Below are 16,095 nucleotides of genomic sequence, written 5' to 3'. Positions count from 1 at the left end.
TTGGAAAGGCTGAGATTGCGGGTAAATTCTGACCAGTAGAACAACATTTTCACACACCAGAATTTTGGAAAGTTTACATCATTATGAATTAAAACACAAAATGCCGTTATCATTGCTCTTACAATATTGATAACGGCATTTTGTGTTTTAATGGAGTAATTATTTCACTGCTATTTCAAACTCTTTTCTATATAGACCGTCAACTACAACTAATGTAGTCTTTCCCTTTCCTTTTGTTGTTAACTGACTGGTAGCGCTGTTGTAAGAAGCGATTTCTTGATCAAGTGTATACATGAATGTATCAATTTTCATTGGGTCGAATTTCAAGACCTCTCCATCATATAGAAGTGTTAAATTCATTGTAGAGTTTGTCCCTGCAACAATCTTTTTTGCTTCTTCATCATTGCCAAGAAGAGTATACTTTTTGATGTTTTTTTCAATTTCATGCTCAACTGAACTTGCCAAGATGCTCTCTGATGTAGAAAGCCTTGGATCAACTATAGCGAGTTTGAGGAAATACAACACATATTCTTGTGCTTGTGCATGAAGTTTGACCAGTTCTCTCATTGACTTGTCCTGACAATAATTATATTGACAATTGTTATAATATTCGTTTAATGCAGCAATTCGCTCATCTTGAGTGATTTTCTCAGAAGAGGCAGTACTAAAAAAAGTTAATGTGGAGGCGACCAAAAACAGTAAAGATAAAATTCCCCAAATGAACTTTCTATTCTGAAACACCCAAAGCATACGTGATTCCATCGTATCCCCCCATACTATGTATAGATATGAATACGTTAATAATTTTCTATTGGTTTCAATACTAAAGGGAATAAACAGCAATGAACAAACTATACTGGGTTATGGATAAGGCAAACTAATCTACGGCGCAATGGTAACATTAGTTACGAGTGAAGGCAGTGAGGTTAACCGTTGATTTAATTGCAAAGCTGTTCTCGTATCTGATTTAATGACGGGCACTCACCGCTAAAGGATACGTTCCTTTCTGATAACGAAGAGGTGTGGGAAATTACTACGCAGGGAAGTTAAAGATAAACAAAAGTAAGAATCTTTGATTTGCATAGAATTTCGCAAGTGTTGAAGATAGATCTTTTTGACGGCAGGAAGTAGTGTGATAATGACAGAATGAGACAAAAAGGAAATGGTGAGGGGTCACGGATTCTGAATAAAGTATAACAAAGAGAGGACTCCACACACGGAATGAGGAGTCCTTTTTGCTTTTTGTTTTTATCTAATTGGTTTATCCTTGAATCCAATCCATTGTAACGATAGATGATTTACTTGGCTCTAACATGGATGCTCCACCTAAATAAGTATCGCTAAAAATCCCTTTTTGATACACTTGACAAAACGTTGATTTATAGATTGGATACCCAATCACAATTCCAGTTTTTTGCCCTGGAATATCCATAGGAACCATAACTGATGTGGATACACCACCTGTTTCATTAAGTGAGCGACCAAACTCTGCGGCAACAAACTCTTTAACGCCAACACTGAGAGATGACTGTACCTCAACAGCAACACTTTCGTTTGCGGACACTGAAATTTCTACTCTGTTGCAACTTTGACCTTTCGGTTTTGTGCAGAAGTGTTTTCCTCTCGCAATTTCCGTCCAACCATCGATAAATTGAGGTGTACCTTTAGTGAGTTTAAAACCCCAAATATTCTGAGGGTTAACTGTGTCATTATTCTCTTGTAAGAATTCTCTTGCTCCGCGAGGATCATTATTGACTACACGAATCGTTTTTAACTGAGCGCCTTCTGACGGCTTTTCAATGCCATACTTGGCGATGATTTCATCTTGGTTTGCTTCATTCACTTCAATAACTTCGTTTTCCTTTATAGGAACTCCATTCAGATAAACGTAACCACTTTCAACTTTACCTGAGTCCACTGGTACTATTTGTGTCTCAGATGCGCTTGCTAAAGAATAGACGTAAACTGATATTGCCATGACTGATATGAGCAGAAGTGACAATCTTTTTTTCAGACTATTATCCCTCCTTTATCAATATATACAAATAATATCCAATTATATTATTATATTCAATCAAAAGTTGTACAAAACAGTCATAATGATCAATCTTTTTCAACAATCCTCTGTTTTAAATACTTCTCATTTGTTCCATCGCAAATCCCTAAGTCAAGCTCAAGGTGGAATAGGAAGTTTGTAATAGCTTGGTGTTGATTATCAGTCACGGTACTATCCTGCGTTTGATACCAATTGAGAAGAGACACTAAACAGAAATCTTTGGGAAGGAAAACTCCCGTTTCATCTTTAACCACTCCAAGTTCTGTAAGTCTTTTGTCTGAGATCATTTATATTCTTCCTCCACTTCTATAAGTTCAATAAGTTGGTGTATGTCTTTGATATCAAAATGATTAGCTATCTTTTCAATGATAGGGATGTTAATTTCTGAACGAATATTCCTAGACATCTCAGACAGTGTTGCTTGCCTGACTTCAATGTCTTTTGAGAGTTGGCTCTGGGTTATGTTGTGCTCTTTTAGTAACTCATCAAGTTTTAAGCGGAGTTTTATCATATAGCCATCGCTCCCTAAGTTTAAGTAGTTGACATTATACGATCCGGCGTATAATATTTGGTTATACGTTGGATCGTATGAATCATATCATTAACCAGTGAAAAAAACTATAATCGTCTATTTATTGATTTACAGAAAAATATTAATACTCAAGGAGACCAAGACAATGACATCTGTAACAACTAATTCATACAACAAAGCACGTAAAGAAGCCCTACAAAAGGTACCGTACCATTTGATACTCGCTAACCTTGGCAATTCGAAACAATCATGGATTGACTTTCTGACGTGGAACGACTTCTCTAACATTTGGATTGACAAGATTGAATTTCTTTTAGAGTCAGAAGATGACCTAGTAGAGTGGAACGGCTATTGGAATGGTGACCTGGATGAACTTGTATCCTTTATCAGCGACTTCAAGCAACAGAAAATGGAACGCTTGCATGCTAAGCTTACTTTGTCAGAGTTTGAAGGAATGTGTGTCAGGGGCAGAAAGAGTGCGTTGGAAAAGCTCTTCATGGAGCCATTGTATTATGAAACAGTGGAAAGAATTGAGAGATTGGGGTATTCGAATGAGGATATCTTTAAGCTTACACTGAACAAGCAAGTAGATAATGCTCACGGCTTGCTCTCGTATGCAGCGTAACAATGCTCTGCATCATGCTAGTTAGACAGTTGAGAGGTGTCCTTCATGTTGAGAGGTGCTTGAGACGCATTCACATAAGCTGTGCGCTCTTTAAATGCTGTGTGGGTGCAATTTCACCATTTGGATTGTAAATAGGCTTACAACGAAGCTGGTGAAGAATAATGGGGATACACTTGTACCTTCCCCGACAGGGGAAAGGGGGCGAAGCCCAATAAGCGTAAGCGCCTCAAGGCTTTAGCCGTTCTGATATGGCAAAAACCTTTGACATGATATTTAAAAGATTTATTAAAGATTTAAAAGAATTATTACATCGGGGTTTCGGGGCAAAATATCACGCGACGAAGACCGCCACAGAGCCGTTTTGGATCAAAATATCACGATCCATATTTCTCAAAATTGACCTCAATCCCTTGCCGCATAAAGGCAAATTCAACTTCGACCAGTGTATCCCATTCTAGGGGCATTGGATCAAGTTTTGGACGACCCATCGGGGCGGTTTTGGGGCAAAAAATCAAGGGTATCCAGAGGCTATAAAAACCTCAAGAAACCCTTAATTTTATACTAGTTTATCTAGCTTTCTAAGCGAACGGAAGGTAGATATTTCTATATGTAAGCTAACGAATAGGTGCTATAATAGTAGGTTGGGAAACCGTTGTTATCCGAACAAAAATAACAAAAGCAAAAATATCCCTTTACAAGAACTAATAGATAGTATAATCTACTCGTATCTTATAGAAAGGATTATGATATGTTTGATAAGCTTAGTATACGAGAAGAAAAAAGTATTGTCAATACCTTTTTAGAAGGGGAAATTGTAAATTGTTATACTTTCAACAAGCTAGTTTTAGTGCATATGCGAAGAATATCATCGTAAAACTTGATGTATTTCCGTGGCATGGTTACCGAGATTTGCAGAATTATTCTTTTGTATTCTCTATTTATCCTGAAAGGGAACCTGATGATGACTTGTCTTATGTGGATATAAAAATCATCCATGATTCCAAATTGCAAGCAATGAACAAAGATGTTTTTAAACTGGACAAGTATATATTCACGGAGGGAAGTTTGATCATCAATGAGGTTATTGAAATTGTACAAGAAGAGACTCGTTTTCAAACTCAGTATGTCGCAATCTTAAAGAAACAGGTCAGTCCTATTAAAGGTAGATATGTAGGGACTAGGAACGTTCTTCTGTTCGCTAACAATCTCGATGGTGAGGGGTTAAGTGATAGGTATTCAGCGTATTATGCTAAAGGATTTGAGGCGAGTGTCGCTTGGCAAAAAGCTGAGCTTGAATATTATCACTATATGGAAATGTATTTTTCTATTCATAATTCCCCTATTGGAGATCAATTCAAAAAGTTAGTGGATGAGAGGAAACTTGAGATGAAGGCGAAGTGGGAGCTATATCTCGATGCCTCGAAAAGAGAGTATTTGGAGTTATGATATTCAATTTAGATGGAGAAGTACGATAAATCAAATGCGGAGGGTCCCATATGGAGAATTTTGTGCCTATTAAATGTTTTCAGTGTGGCGCTCACAACCTATTGAAAGTTAACTGGTTCTATCGTGACAAGGATGGAACGCTGATATCTGATAAGATTCCAGCATATGAATGCCAGAATTGTGGTGAACATACATTCACAAGAGAAAGTCACGCTGCATCAGAAGCGGCGTATAAAGCCTATACAGAAAAAAGCAACATGAGATAGTGTGTCAGGTAACAATTAACTCTAGTTGACTCCTATGATCATGTAGTTAGCTACAGTTACTGCATGGTCTATGGGTTGATGTTTGAAAATTGTGACAAAACAACCTGGTTTTTTTGTGGAAAACCACTGTGGATGTTGGGTTTAGTTAAATATCGAGATGACAAATGGCTTGGTATTTAGATTTGGAAGGCTGTATCTATGCCAACTCTCCATCAAACTAGGATGTGATGAATGTAGGGATGATGTCAATGTGTTCCCATTTTAGGATACACTTAGCCTAGTTTTCTTTCGAAAAATCTCTTGTTTTCCATTGGAGTTTCACCTTGATGAGCTCAATTTGGGGATGCCAAGCAACCGCATTTTTATTTAGGTTGATGTCTTCTGGTTTGCCCAAGTGGTTCAATACAAGGATATATTAAACATTATTAATAAGTAATCTTTAATAAATGTTTAATATCTCTTGGTGGAGTTCATCCACCAATTAAGCGGCTAAAGCCGTTAAAGCGCTTCGCTTTTCCCCCTACGGGGTACCCTGCGGGGCTGAATAACTTAAAACGAAAGGTCTATTATATGGAGAGAATTTATGGAAGTGTCAAGATTAAGTCAGTGTGGTTTGACCATACAAATGATAAAAGAAAATTCTTGAAGATTGGTCATGAGGGTCTATATGTGTATATAGCACTCACGAAGCATAGGCTTCACAGAGTTAATGAAAACCAAGTTTTCACATTCCAAGTGAGTATTGACACTCTAAGAAAGGAAACTGGTTACACTGCTAAGAAACTCATCGAATTACTTAAAGTACTTAAAACCAATAAGGTAATAAAGATGGAAAAACCATCGAGATGGGATAGGCTTCATGATGAGGATGGTAATGTAAATATTCATCAAATGATGATTATAACTGCTACTGACGTTCCTCACACTAATTGGGACAAAACGGAGAAAAAAGATATACCAGTTGATGGCGAAAACTTTTTTATATCTATTGATTTAGACATGCTTGAGTTATACAAGGCGAAGGGACTGAAAGAACGCTATATTCCTCTATATTGCCTTATGACGAAGCTTTCAAATGGTATAGAGAGAAAATCGTTTATGCGAATTGAGAAAATGGCAACAACTCTAGGATACAGCAAAGATACAATTCACAAGTATATCAAGAAGCTTAATGCAGAATACCTACTATATACACATAAAAGTCCGAATGGTAAGGGTGGCTATAAATTCGAACACAAATTATGTTCTTCAGTAAGATTTCAAGATGAGTTCTTGCGTGCACATAAGGAGTCAATTGATAAAAATATAAGAAGATGGAAAATGAACGATTATCTTTTGGAAGATGAGAGTGACGAGACAGAAGTAGGAGGCTATAGCGAGGGGGAAAAGGAAACAGAGGATGTCATTCCCTTCATTCAAGAGAATGACGAACAAATGCTAGTTGTTCATTGAGTTATTACTCTTGCGAAGATAGAGATCGTGGAAGTAGTAAAAAGCAGGGGGGAGGATCGTTGCATTGCGGGCTTCTAAATCTGTCCTACGGTGCTAGGTCTGTTACATCTACGATGGCTTATTACCCAAAGAACGCTATAAGAAGTCAATACTTTTATCGTGGATAGCAATTCAAGCTTAGTAATGAATGCTATTAAAAAAATGAAAAACATAACTGACAGTTAGCGCCTTCATTCGTGTGCTATCCTGTAACCTCTGGTGTGGCTCTTGCTGCAATGATAAGCTCATTTAGCTGCGTGTGTGTCGATCTGCGATGGTGCGTCTACGCATGTTTGACGCTAGGGAAATTCAAGATAAGCCTTTTGCGATGTAAAACTACTATAGTGATCTGCGATAGAAGCACATTGTTTTGATATAAAATGAAAGCGAGAGGGGTAAACTGCGAAAGAGAACACAGAACACAGAACACAAAAACGAATTACGTAAATTTGTAAACATGATGAAAGGGATGCAAGGAGACATGGACAGGCGCTTGGATACACTAGATAACCAGCTCATTGAACTAACTGGAATTCTTGATCCTGCAAACAAGCAGGGAGTATAAATTCAAGAACGGCTAGAGAAGATGGAGGCTGACATTAGAATGATAAAAAATGATGTGCCAAGAATGGTGCGGCGTATAAACGATATTGATAATGAGGTACTGAGTCTAGCTAGACAGTGATACTGCTGTTATGTAGGTGTACCTGAAAGAGCCTAATGTAGGCTCTTTTTTGCATTGTGGGGAGAGACATGCATCGCAAACTTCTGTAGGATGACTCGGATGAGGCATGAAGCGAGGTTACGTTTCAATAGAGTAGAGAGCTGATAAATCGTGTTGAGCGCATAAGAGTGTACTGGAATGCCTATCAGCATGTGTCTGGTAATGAGATGATCAGGATACGAACTGACTGATTGGTATCGAATGAGCGGGACAAATACAAGCAAATTGTATATATTGGATGAATATTTATACAAATATTCAGCATAAGAGGTGCTTTGCTTATATTTCTTTGATTTTTACATCAATTTAGGCTGAAAAACGTTACCTAAGCCATATTAGGTAACACTTTTGGCAAGGGGGGGGGAGGGGTGGGTTTAGATCAAAATGACATTTAATATGGTATTTTTTACAAGTGACACTTCCACCGCGACGGGCTGATTTGTCGAGATAATCATGCTTACTAATAAAATAGCTCTTTCAATAAGAAAGAGCATCAGGGAATGGTTATAGTTTAATTGTACAGATAAGTATCATCACCGTTCTGGTTACCAAAATAACGGAGACGATAACCTTCTTTATAACGTGCTATCACTTTGTCAATTAACAGATCATCTTCAAATTGAATGTGACCAGTTAAATAGAGAGCTACCAAGTATTCTTCAAATAATAAGTTTCCCAGAACCATTTCCTCTTTGGGTATTTCTAGTTGTAACACGCCTATCTCAACACATAGCATATGAGAAAATCCTCGTATTGTAGAGTTGATGATCCAAGCAAATTCTAATGGTTCGTAAATTTCTTCTTCGTTGTTCAGTTTTAGCAGCTCAACAATTCCACGTTGGTCTTTGAAAACATAAGCAGCAATAGCTTGATCAAACTCAGCATCAGGATCGTTGCTTAAATCAGAAAATAGACTGAGATCGACCTGTTCCGCGTAGTATTTTTTGATTAGGCGATCATGAATCTGCTCTAACGAAAAAGGACTAGGGATATCAAGAGTGAGGTATTTTTCGTATAACTTTCGTATATCAATTTCCAATCTTGTTTCCTCTTTTCATCGGATAATTTGGTCAAGTTAAAAATTCAAGTAAACTTAAAGGTTTAGCTCTGGAGATGGTATATGTATTTTTATAATATCATATGAAAAAACTTGTTGCTTCAGGTTATGGTTTCTTTACAGCTCCCATTTGACTTTCAGTTCCATAAAAAATATGACCTGAGCGAACTCCACTTGGTTTCTCTCCATGAAAATGCCAGAAATAGCGAGTGTCATTATAGTTCGTTTTGTAATGGTTTTCTGGACCAACAATCTTACCTCCACCTGCATGTTTAGATGCGAGAAGTCTAGCATCGTTGTAATTAGGTGTCCACACTTCACCAAACGGACTGTTAACACGATCAAGTGCTTGCTGATCAGTTAATGGGGAACCTACATACATATAATTTTTATCATATTTAACTGTATAATACTTAGGTTTATCTTTCTGTTTGCTCTTTGTGAGTTCACTCACAAACGCTTTAGCTTCTACAAAGCCATCAATAACTGCTACTCCAACAGCGGCTCCAGCAGCTAGCCAAACTAAAACTTTTCCGATTTCCCAACCAACCCAAGGGAGTACCCATGCTACTTTCGACTCTTCAAGTGGAACATCTTCTCCAATAATATCAAAGTCGCCAATGTTTACATTATGGTAGTTCTCATTAGACGGAGTTTCTGTTACGTTACTCTGACTTTGACCTTCATCATCTGTGCGTGTATACTCTGTGATATTTTGCGTTTCGTCAGCCACAGTTTCTGGAACAATATTATTCTCTGTGCTAGTTACAACTTCTTGATCATTTTGCAGCTTTTCAACCCCTGCGGCTAACGAATAAGACTGTGCACCTGTCACAGCAAATAATAAGAAAGCCATGGTTAGAGCAGTAATACGGAAAAACGATTTTAAAGATGTCTTTTTAAACAATTAAATTCCCTCCGAAGTTTTTTATTTACACCATCTCCAATAACTAAACATTGATTCTATATAGTTAATTAAGAACCAATGTTTACCATGGTAATTTAATTTATATCAACAAGCAAGTATGTACATTTTTGTATATTAATATTAATATAAAGTTTTTATTAGGTATAGTTCCATATTCCTACAGTTAAAATCTCTAAAAACTAGGCTTAAAGGTATAGAGTTTGTTTGGAATGATGATATTTCATCAGCAAAGATACTAGATAGAATTGTTAGAGTGTTTGATGAAAGGAACTTGTCTCGGAGCCTTTGTCTTGATATAATATAATAAGGTGAGCAGTCCTCTGTATACTTTAATTAACGGAGGAATACTATGAATTATATTGAATTGATTATTTCTATTTCGATTGTGTCATTAGCGATAGGTTTGCTTGGCAACAAGATTAAGCTGCAATACAAAAAGGAAACAACTGAGGTTATATCTAAAAATGGACGAAAACGAAGTAAAACAAAACACAGATCCTTTAAAGCAGGCTAAAATACTACTTTGATATATGAGGTTGCTCACCTGTAACTTCCTTCTCAGAGAAGCTACAGGTGAGTAATATAATAAAATAATATAATGAGAAGACCGCTGATGTTAGAAATGGCGGTCTTTTTGTCATTTAAAAGGAGTGCACAGTGAGATGGAAAAAATGAATGTAAACCAATGATAAACATTAATGTTGACATATGGATAGTTAGTGTGTTATGATAAGAGTAAGGCAATGGATATTCACACCTTTAATTGAAAGCGCTTACAAAAAATGATGACATATATAAAAGGAGATAATGTATTGAAGTGTATCAACAAGAAACATATCAGCAGTAAAGAGACGCAGCTCAAGAAGGCGAAGGGACCATACTGGACGAAGAAAAACGAAGCCTTCTGTATAGAGGTGTTAGAATCCATTCAGCTTCAACAAGACAAGATTGCCTTAACATCTAATGATTTGATGATAACGCTAGTATTGCTCCTGAATTCGTGCAGGAATTCAATTTCCAGAGTAAAGGACAAGAGCAAAAAAACGTATTTTGGGAAGGAACATGGATTCAATAACTCTAGAGAGATGGCTGAAGCTTTGATAGCAAAAGAAAATTTCCTGAGAGAATGGTTTAGATGTTGCGAGTTGTACATTGCATATGGCTTTAAGCTAGAACATAGACCTACTCTGGGCAGAATAGACCATGATCTTGGCTATACTTTAGAAAATCTTGAGGTGCAAGGGTATTCAATCAATACATCTTCGAGAATGAGAGAGCGTTCATCTAAAGAGTGTGCAGCTATTGTAGTGTTGAAAGAATCCGAGAAACTGATTCTATTGGAGTGTTCTAGTGGTAAGAATGCGATTCAAAGGATCAATGAAGTTACTGACATAGAGATAACAAGAAGTTTGTTAAGAGGTAATCTTACCAGTGGGCTACGGCGTTCAAACAAAGAGTATTCTGTCTTGATCATAGGGAAAGAAAGCTTAATGGGTACTCCAGAAATCATAGAACTTCCGTTTCCAGTTACCGTGATCCACGATGAGAAACATAATAGTCTTATTGCCCTTTCTAATGAAAGCGATACCAAAACGAGTATCTACATAGATGAAAAAGGTGCTTTGCGTATCGACTGGATAGATAATCAACAGACAATCAATTATGTAAATATAATAGAAAGAGAAGGACAAGACACATGGCAATAGTAAACATTAATGCAAATAGCGCGAGTTATAGCAGTATATCAGTTTCCGCAAGCTTTACTACTGGCGGTGGGCTGGCAAAATACTACAGGTTTTTCAAGAATGGCGTGGGAGATTCAGGGCTTGAAGCACTGGTTAGCCCAGTATCATCGACGACCAAGTATTGGACTTACAGCGGGCTGTCAGATGACACGTACTACAGTCTGAGCGTCACATTCTACGACTCGAACAGGAACGTGCTTGGAAGCGCATCCACTGGTCAGAGGACTACTGTAGCGCCTGACACGACGCCACCAACAATCAATAGCTGGTTTATGAATGGTAGTGCCTCCAGAAACTCTATCCCAATGTATGCTTCTGCATCAGATAACAGAGGTGTCAGCGGATTCTATTTCTACCGTGATGGTGTATATGATGGCTCTATGTATGGTTCAAGTGGTGGATATACATTTACAGGATTAAGCCCTGGCACCCGTTATTCCCTTGGGGTAAAGGCGTTTGACACTAGTGGGAATACATCGATTATGACACAGTACGGAGCCACTACAGCGTACGATTTTGCTCCTAGCGTCCTGTCTTGGTCTGTATCAAACACGGGCGTAAACACTGTTCAGATGTATTACTCAGCGTCAGATGACTATGGTGTAGGCTATGTACAATTTTATGTCAATAGTGTTCAAACTGGGACGAGTTATAGTTCGAGTGGTAATTACACATTCTCAGGGTTGCAGGAAGATACGAATTACACGCTGGGGATCAAAGTTGTGGATACGGCAGGACAGAGTTCTACAATGAGGACGCTGGCAGTAAAGACAAAGAAGGCAAGACCAGCGAATTTTGAATGGGATACTGCAAAAAATGCTAGTTCAGACTTCAACATCACTGCTGCTGAATGGAATAGGTTGACTGCTAAAGTTAACGAGTTCAGGTTGTATAAGGGGATATCGAGTTACACATTTACAAGAGCGGTATCAGGATCAGATTTTAAGGCGACTTACTACAATGATGTCATTAGCATCATTGGATCAATGAGTCCGACAACTGCAATACCAAGCAGCAAAGCGGCTGGAGACAGCATTCTTGCAAGCGACATCAATCGAATCCGCAATTCATTAAATTCAATAAGCTAATCAGGAGGCAAAGTGTAGAAGGAACAATCATTTTGTATGGATAAAGAAAACAACCCTGCTCTAGAAAAGTTAGAGCAGGGATTCTCGTGTTCAAGTTGGGCTGTTTATAATTGCGTGAAGACTCCGCAATTCTTCGTTTGCTGAATCATTAAAAGTGCCATTAATGTTTTCACGTTTAATAAATTCATATGAATACCCTGGACTAAATACGTCTCCCTCAATTTTGTAATCTTGTTTAACGTATTCTGGACTATAAACATTTTTTTTGAATCGTCCTAAAGATACAAAGATGATTCTTTTAACTCCAGCGTACTCCAAAAGATTTCTCAAAGTCTCGAAGGAAGTACCATTTGTGAGATAGTCATCTAAAATACAAACTGTTTTATTTTTCAATTTTTTCTTATAGAACGGATTGAGGCATATAGTTTCGAAATGTCTATCGCAAGGAATTCTAGAATCATTTCTAATGTGATGACTTTTGGTTGTTGCTGTGTGGCGTACAAACAAAGGTTGTGTTAACTTTTTACTCATTAAGTGTCGAACTCTATCTTTAAATAATTCTAGTTGCTGGCTAGCTTGGGTACCAGAAGAGGGCATGGTACCCCAAAAATCAACATCAAGAAAATCATTATTATGGACTATGGATGCTAAGAAGTGAAGTAACAAAACATCGTAATACTTGGTGTCTCCTGTTTTGAGGAGTCTGTTGAACCCATCAATAAGCTCTTTCTCAGATTCATATGTAAGATACATACTATTAGCTTTTGTCAGTGAGAAAACGTTAACTTTGTCGCTTATCTTGAGTTCATAAAACCAAGAACTTTGGTTGTTTAAAATCTTCATGATGTTGACAAAATCACTTGGCTTCTCTACGTGATGACCATACTTTGCAGTTTTCTCTTCTTGTACATCAGACCACTTTGAATGAAACAAGAGAATCTTTTTGCTCGCAGTGAGTTGTAAGTCCACATCACTGCTACCAACATATACAACTTGGTTGTTATGATATTTCTCAAGAACTTGTCTTATAGTCCATCTTGTTGTTGATTTAATATAACTATAATGTGAACCAAGAAGAGCGATAATTTCTGCCAATCTGTTGCCGTTATGAGAAACAATGAATATAGTATCTCCGTCAGCATTTAGTCGATCGAAAAGTTCTTTGATACCCGTATAAAGATTCAAAGAACTATCTACAACAGAAGAGCTTGCTATAAGTACTAATTTACTCATTTTTTTGATTTCTCCCCTCGTATGAAATAACAAAGCTACGCATCAATGCATTTATCATCTCTTTGGTAGTGATGTCATTTTCTTTAGCTATGTCTTTAACTTTTTTATATACATTGCTATCGATTCTTGTGGTCACTTTTTTGAATAGCGACTCTTTGAGAGCTTCATTCGAAAGTGAAAAGTCAATTTGAAAGGACAGCTTATCTTCTTGTTGCGCAGTTAAACTATGCTGTGAAAGAACATCAAGTATCTCCTTTGCAGAACTAACGGACAGAGCGCTATTTGATTCAATCAGTTTCAAGACACCACTAGATGTATTATCTGCAGGGCAGAAAATTTGCTTGTGTTGCTTATATGCAAACCTTGCTGTATGCATTGTGCCACTCCGTTCATCTGCTTCGAAAACAATAACACCTTGTGACAGCCCTGCAATTATGCGATTTCTTTGAACAAAGTACTCTTTTTTTATAGGAGTACGGATAGGATATTCACTAAGTAGCAAACCATCTTTGTTTAATATTTCCTGAGAGAACTTGTGGTGTTCTGACGGATAGATTTTATCCAATCCATGTGCAAGAACAGCTATGGTGAGTCCATCGTTCTCAAGACAGACTTTATGTGATTCATAATCAATTCCGAATGCTAATCCGCTGACTATCACTTGATCTGCCTTAGAGAGACCAGAAACCAATTTCTTCACGGCTAATTTACTTTGTGAGCTTGGTTTACGTGTGCCAACACAAGCAACTGAATCTTTTGTTTTGAGCAAAGAAACGTTCCCGATAGCATTAAGAAATAGTGGTGGATTATGTATCTCTTTCAATGATTCAGGATAAGCCTCGTCAAAAATGGAAATTATCTGTATGCCTTCTCTGTCAGATAATAAAAGTGTTTCGCTAGCTTTCTGTTCTGCTAGTTTCCGCTTATTAAGATCTGATAGAGAGTCAATCTCACTCGTTGAGAAAATGTTGTATTTGAATTGTAAATGAAGCATGTTTGATTGAAGTAGATCGTACATGTCCTCTTGATCAAAATTATAGTATATAAAACTTATACTCTTATTGCTTATGCCTAAATAGTAAAGAGTAAGAAGGTTTTGTTTCATTTCCATATTACTTCCCCCAATATGTACAAGTCCTAGCAGTCCACAGACATTTAGTAGTTGATATCATATTACATTAAAATGAAAACGATATATAGAAGAAGTTTTGTTGTACAGTAGATAAGAAGAAGAAATAACCCACTCCTAGGTTAGCCGCCGAAAGTGTGGGTTATTTCCGTCTTTGTCGTTATTTTGGAGATGGGGTTCCCTACTCAACAAAAATTGTGCAGGAGACGGTATAGCGCACCGTATATCTCTCCATATGCAATTATATACCAAACAATCTAGGATTTAAACTCGATATATTTTCTGTAACTAGTAATTTGATGGTAACTTATTGAACAAAAGAGGAAATTCCATTCTTCTTATATTCGTAAAGATCAATCTGCACTTTCATAGCATTTCTTGCTGATAAACGATCATCATGTCCTTTCAACTCAGCATACATGCAATATACGATGCCTTTAGTGTATCTTTCTGTTGGTAGTTGTATTAATCTTTGTCTCATATTATAGCTATGAGATACGAAGAACTTTCCGTCTTGGTTTATTGATACTATAATTCCTGGCTTACTGGGGATGTCACCAAAGGTTTCCACTTTAAGTGGCTTACTGAAGTTTAATTTCTTAGTTATGTTACGAGTTGAAATATCAAGTTGGGGGATCGTTAGGCTAATTATTTTCGTGTTACGATACATAAAAGTCTCCTTATGTTTCTCCTCTAAAATTGAGGAGATATTGAAAATGAAATTCGCTTATCACTTTCTATTAGTAGAATCTAGTGTAGGGGGTTAGCGACTACGCTTAGGTGAGGATTGAGATAGGGCGCTTGCAGCAAGGGATTTTGTCAACTTGCTAGTGGACTTGCTTCTTAATGCCTTGGAAGCTTTAGTAGCTACAGAGGATGAAGTTACTTTTCTTGCACTAGATTTAACCATGAGTTCACCTCCAATCTGAAAAGATGGTATATATTACATGAACTAATGTTACAACACTATATGTAGTGTGTCAATACAGCTTAAATTTACACATATTGTGTTTTGTTGTCTGGTGTTACAAATGGGAAACTTACATTCTATTCTTTTTAATAGATGCAATAGTTCAACGTAAGCAAGTGATTAGCCTCACTTTAAAATTGTGATTTTAGGAAGTCGAGAACATTCCAAAATACTAACGTTTCCATTGCCCTTCGATAAACGTGTTGTAGAAAACCTTTCTTCATTAAATATTGATTGGAGTCATGTGACCAGTGGGAAGCAGTCAGAACTGAAAACGATATCTGATCCAACTAGAGCGCATCGTGAGCTGTCCGCAGCGGAGGTTGAGTGGTTGTTGGGAGAATGCAAATATCGAGGATGATAAAGAAAAGAGCACGTAGTCAAACGACTATGTGCTTTTAACTGTTCTTTTTAAATGTTTGGATAATATCGTTCAGTACACGATACACCATGTTGACCTCTGCCTCATTACATAATTCTAACTGGTTGCTTATCGCCTTTAGCGTTTCCTGTTTGTTGGATTCTTCATCAAGTACTAACGTATCTGCGAAGTTCAAGATTTGCATTGGATTGATCTCGAAAGCTTCAACAATCTTCCCCAAGCTCTCTAGAGACATGTTTCGTCCCCCGCGTTCCAATGATGAAAGATAACTGTAGTGTAGGTTTGCTTTCTCTGCTAGCTGTTCTTGTGTCCAACCACGCTGCTTACGTAAGGCTCTAATCCTGTTTCCTACTGCTATAGAGAACTCTGACAAGCTAATCACCTCTATTTAAAGGTAGGTTAGCGAAATCATTTGAAACAGAT

The 16,095-nt window shown here is 37.3% G+C and carries 17 protein-coding genes; 7 read left to right on the top strand and 10 right to left on the bottom strand.

Annotated elements, in window-relative coordinates; genetic code table 11:
- Positions 1–159: 159 nt before the first annotated feature.
- The 4 genes from HP548_RS23755 to HP548_RS23740 form a co-directional block, all read right to left on the bottom strand.
- Positions 160–762, bottom strand: a complete 603-nt coding sequence (locus tag HP548_RS23755) for a hypothetical protein (RefSeq protein WP_175383080.1) — start codon at positions 760–762, stop codon at positions 160–162.
- Positions 763–1,261: 499 nt separating this feature from the next.
- Positions 1,262–1,978 carry a hypothetical protein gene (locus tag HP548_RS23750; RefSeq protein ID WP_175383079.1) on the bottom strand — a complete coding sequence of 239 codons (717 nt, stop codon included), beginning with the start codon at positions 1,976–1,978 and terminating at the stop codon, positions 1,262–1,264.
- Positions 1,979–2,103: 125 nt separating this feature from the next.
- Entirely contained in the window at positions 2,104–2,343 is a 240-nt protein-coding gene (locus HP548_RS23745) for a hypothetical protein (protein WP_175383078.1), read from the bottom strand.
- Positions 2,340–2,567 carry a helix-turn-helix domain-containing protein gene (locus tag HP548_RS23740; protein WP_175383077.1) on the bottom strand — a complete coding sequence of 76 codons (228 nt, stop codon included), beginning with the start codon at positions 2,565–2,567 and terminating at the stop codon, positions 2,340–2,342. The genes HP548_RS23745 and HP548_RS23740 overlap by 4 nt, the downstream gene beginning before the upstream one ends.
- A 166-nt stretch (positions 2,568–2,733) precedes the next feature.
- On the opposite strand from HP548_RS23740, the gene HP548_RS23735 reads away from it, so the two are divergent.
- The 4 genes from HP548_RS23735 to HP548_RS23720 all read left to right on the top strand — a co-directional run bounded on the left by HP548_RS23735 (position 2,734) and on the right by HP548_RS23720 (position 6,377).
- On the top strand, positions 2,734–3,213 hold the full coding sequence (locus HP548_RS23735; RefSeq protein ID WP_175383076.1) for a hypothetical protein: 480 nt from the start codon (positions 2,734–2,736) through the stop codon (positions 3,211–3,213).
- An 819-nt stretch (positions 3,214–4,032) separates the two neighbouring features.
- Entirely contained in the window at positions 4,033–4,659 is a 627-nt protein-coding gene (locus tag HP548_RS23730) for a hypothetical protein (RefSeq protein WP_175383075.1), read from the top strand.
- Positions 4,660–4,709: 50 nt separating this feature from the next.
- Positions 4,710–4,925, top strand: a complete 216-nt coding sequence (locus HP548_RS23725) for a YgiT-type zinc finger protein (protein ID WP_175383074.1) — start codon at positions 4,710–4,712, stop codon at positions 4,923–4,925.
- A 606-nt stretch (positions 4,926–5,531) separates the two neighbouring features.
- Entirely contained in the window at positions 5,532–6,377 is an 846-nt protein-coding gene (locus HP548_RS23720; RefSeq protein ID WP_175383073.1) for a hypothetical protein, read from the top strand.
- A 1,274-nt stretch (positions 6,378–7,651) separates the two neighbouring features.
- On the opposite strand, the gene HP548_RS23715 is transcribed toward HP548_RS23720, so the two are convergent.
- Both HP548_RS23715 and HP548_RS23710 read right to left on the bottom strand, forming a co-directional pair.
- Entirely contained in the window at positions 7,652–8,179 is a 528-nt protein-coding gene (locus tag HP548_RS23715; protein ID WP_175383072.1) for a pyruvate kinase, read from the bottom strand.
- A 124-nt stretch (positions 8,180–8,303) separates the two neighbouring features.
- Entirely contained in the window at positions 8,304–9,104 is an 801-nt protein-coding gene (locus tag HP548_RS23710) for a hypothetical protein (protein ID WP_175383071.1), read from the bottom strand.
- Between the two features lie 370 nt (positions 9,105–9,474).
- On the opposite strand from HP548_RS23710, the gene HP548_RS23705 reads away from it, so the two are divergent.
- From HP548_RS23705 to HP548_RS23695, 3 genes are all read left to right on the top strand, one after another.
- A complete protein-coding gene (locus HP548_RS23705) occupies positions 9,475–9,639 on the top strand; it encodes a hypothetical protein (RefSeq protein ID WP_175383070.1) in 165 nt (54 codons plus the stop codon).
- 298 nt (positions 9,640–9,937) lie between these two features.
- On the top strand, positions 9,938–10,831 hold the full coding sequence (locus HP548_RS23700; protein ID WP_175383069.1) for a hypothetical protein: 894 nt from the start codon (positions 9,938–9,940) through the stop codon (positions 10,829–10,831).
- Positions 10,822–11,958 (top strand): hypothetical protein, encoded by a 1,137-nt coding sequence (locus tag HP548_RS23695; RefSeq protein WP_175383068.1) that lies wholly within the window; start codon positions 10,822–10,824, stop codon positions 11,956–11,958. The genes HP548_RS23700 and HP548_RS23695 overlap by 10 nt, the downstream gene beginning before the upstream one ends.
- 90 nt (positions 11,959–12,048) lie before the next feature.
- Here the strand turns inward: HP548_RS23695 and HP548_RS23690 are convergent, their stop codons facing one another.
- From HP548_RS23690 to HP548_RS23675, 4 genes are all read right to left on the bottom strand, one after another.
- On the bottom strand, positions 12,049–13,191 hold the full coding sequence (locus tag HP548_RS23690) for a phosphoribosyltransferase (RefSeq protein WP_175383067.1): 1,143 nt from the start codon (positions 13,189–13,191) through the stop codon (positions 12,049–12,051).
- Positions 13,184–14,302, bottom strand: coding sequence for a DNA-processing protein DprA (dprA, locus tag HP548_RS23685; RefSeq protein WP_175383066.1), 1,119 nt, complete (start codon positions 14,300–14,302; stop codon positions 13,184–13,186). The genes HP548_RS23690 and dprA overlap by 8 nt, the downstream gene beginning before the upstream one ends.
- Before the next feature lie 325 nt (positions 14,303–14,627).
- On the bottom strand, positions 14,628–14,990 hold the full coding sequence (locus tag HP548_RS23680) for a hypothetical protein (protein WP_175383065.1): 363 nt from the start codon (positions 14,988–14,990) through the stop codon (positions 14,628–14,630).
- A 698-nt stretch (positions 14,991–15,688) separates the two neighbouring features.
- Positions 15,689–16,054 (bottom strand): helix-turn-helix domain-containing protein, encoded by a 366-nt coding sequence (locus tag HP548_RS23675; RefSeq protein ID WP_343054927.1) that lies wholly within the window; start codon positions 16,052–16,054, stop codon positions 15,689–15,691.
- Positions 16,055–16,095 lie beyond the last annotated feature (41 nt).

This window comes from Paenibacillus taichungensis (assembly GCF_013359905.1).
Classification (GTDB): domain Bacteria; phylum Bacillota; class Bacilli; order Paenibacillales; family Paenibacillaceae; genus Paenibacillus; species Paenibacillus taichungensis.
The sequence above is the reverse complement of the archived record's forward strand: the minus strand, read 5'-3'. Positions and strand labels throughout refer to the sequence as shown.